At 69.3% G+C, this 1,688-nt stretch carries 3 protein-coding genes; 1 reads left to right on the top strand and 2 read right to left on the bottom strand.

Annotated features, from left to right (window positions below; genetic code table 11):
* Window positions 1-676: integrase core domain-containing protein (locus tag VXC91_RS45250; protein ID WP_329513153.1), on the top strand; the 676-nt coding region annotated here is incomplete at its 5' end.
* A gap of 110 nt (window positions 677-786) precedes the next feature.
* Here VXC91_RS45250 and VXC91_RS45245 read toward each other — a convergent pair.
* Entirely contained in the window at window positions 787-1,167 is a 381-nt protein-coding gene (locus VXC91_RS45245) for a PIN domain-containing protein (protein ID WP_329513152.1), read from the bottom strand.
* Window positions 1,164-1,442, bottom strand: coding sequence for a hypothetical protein (locus tag VXC91_RS45240; RefSeq protein ID WP_329513151.1), 279 nt, complete (start codon window positions 1,440-1,442; stop codon window positions 1,164-1,166). The genes VXC91_RS45245 and VXC91_RS45240 overlap by 4 nt, the downstream gene beginning before the upstream one ends.
* Window positions 1,443-1,688 lie beyond the last annotated feature (246 nt).

Here is a 1,688-nt window from a genome sequence, read left to right as displayed (position 1 = left end):
AACTGGCATTGCCCCGTCCACCGTCTGGGAGATCCTCAAGGCCGAGGGCGTCGACCCGGCGCCGGAACGGACCACCACCACCTGGGCCGACTTCCTGCGCTCCCAGGCCGACGCCCTGCTAGCCATGGACTTCATCGAAACCATCACCCTGACCGGACAGCGTCAGTACATCCTGGCCGTCATCGAGCACGCAACCAGCCGCATCCGAGTCCTGGGCACCACCGCGCACCCCACCGCGGGCTGGGTGACCCAGGCGGTCAAGAACCTCGTCATGGACCTCGAGGACGTGGCCGCGCACGCCACCTACCTGATCCGCGACCGCGACGCGAAGTACCCCGCCCTGATCGACGAGATCCTCGCCGGCGCCGGCATCCAGAGCGTGCTCACCGGCGTCCGGATGCCAAGGATGAACTCGATCACGGAGAGATGGGTGCTCAGCCTCCGCCGCGAGCTCCTCGACCGCACCCTTATCTGGAACGAGCACCACCTGCACCATGCCCTGAGCGAGTACCAGCAGTTCTATAACGAGCACCGCACCCACCGCCCCCTGCAGGCAGCCGCGCCGCTGCGCGCTCTCCCCGAAACCATCACCGACCCCAGGCAGATCGCCCGCCTTGACATACGCCGACACGATCGCCTCGGCGGAGTGATCCACGAGTACCAACACGCCGCTTGACCTGCACGGACGTGATTCTCGGCACGCACAAGGCGACGCCGACCAGCTCGGCCGGATCGTGCTCTTTCACCGCTTCGGCCGGGAGTGCGCGTATCTGCTCCTCGATCTCGCTATGCGGATGGGCCGGGGTCGAGTGGGGTGATCGGGGTGCTGTCGTACAGCTCGGGTTGCAGCGACAGCACGGGGCGGCCGTGCGGCCATGCGGCCGAGGGCAGGGCCATGGTTACGGCGTGGCCGATCCGCCAGTCGGCGGCCACTGCCCCGGCGGCGACGGCGCTGTCGGGGTCGAAGGGCTCGATGACGAACAGCTCGCGGGCGCCGACGTAGGCGCCGACGCCGCGCTTCTCGCGCTCGGCGACGTACAGCGACAGCGCGGGCACGTGCAGGCTCCCCTGCCCGCGGCCGGCTTCGACGTACAGGCCGAGCAGAACGGGATGGGCCTTGTGCAGGGCCAGCAGTGCGGTGTGGTCCAGGACGACGGCGGTGCTCACGCAGCCGCGCCCCGCTGTCCGCCGCCCTGGTGCGCGGCGATGCGGTCCCACAGCGCCCTGCCCGCGGCCTCGTCATCGGCGGTCACCGTGACGCCGAGCGTCGTCTCGAGGTCGGCCTTGGCCCGCTGGGCGCGCGCCTCCAGCTCCTCCGCGGTCGGCGTCGCGCCGGCCAGCTCCTCGATCAGCTCGCCCATCGTCAAGCCCCGCTCGGCAGCCAGCTTCCGCAGCCGGTCCCGGGCCGCTTTTGTGGTTTGGATCGTCGTCGTCTCCGCCATAGCATCACTATAGCGGGGTGGTGTCGCCGGGTGGAACTGGTTCGGCCGCGGCGCGGACGAGGGGTCTGAACGGTCAGCGGTGGATCTTCGAACATGAAGTAACACCCGATGACAGACTTGAAGGCTCCCCTCCCTGAAGGGAGGGGATTCGTCACCCCCATCCATCGTTTTCGCGAGACAGGCGCAGCACCAGAGCACACAGGTGCCTCGGGCTTGGCCGGGCGGCCCCGGACGGCGGTGCAGATA

The organism is Streptomyces chiangmaiensis (assembly GCF_036281785.1).
Taxonomy (GTDB): domain Bacteria; phylum Actinomycetota; class Actinomycetes; order Streptomycetales; family Streptomycetaceae; genus Streptomyces; species Streptomyces chiangmaiensis.
The sequence above is the reverse complement of the archived record's forward strand: the minus strand, read 5'-3'. Positions and strand labels throughout refer to the sequence as shown.

Bases quoted from the DNA above. Each gene is read 5' to 3' on its own strand.
- VXC91_RS45240 (WP_329513151.1), bottom strand. From the start codon at position 1,442: ATGGCGGAGACGACGACGATCCAAACCACAAAAGCGGCCCGGGACCGG.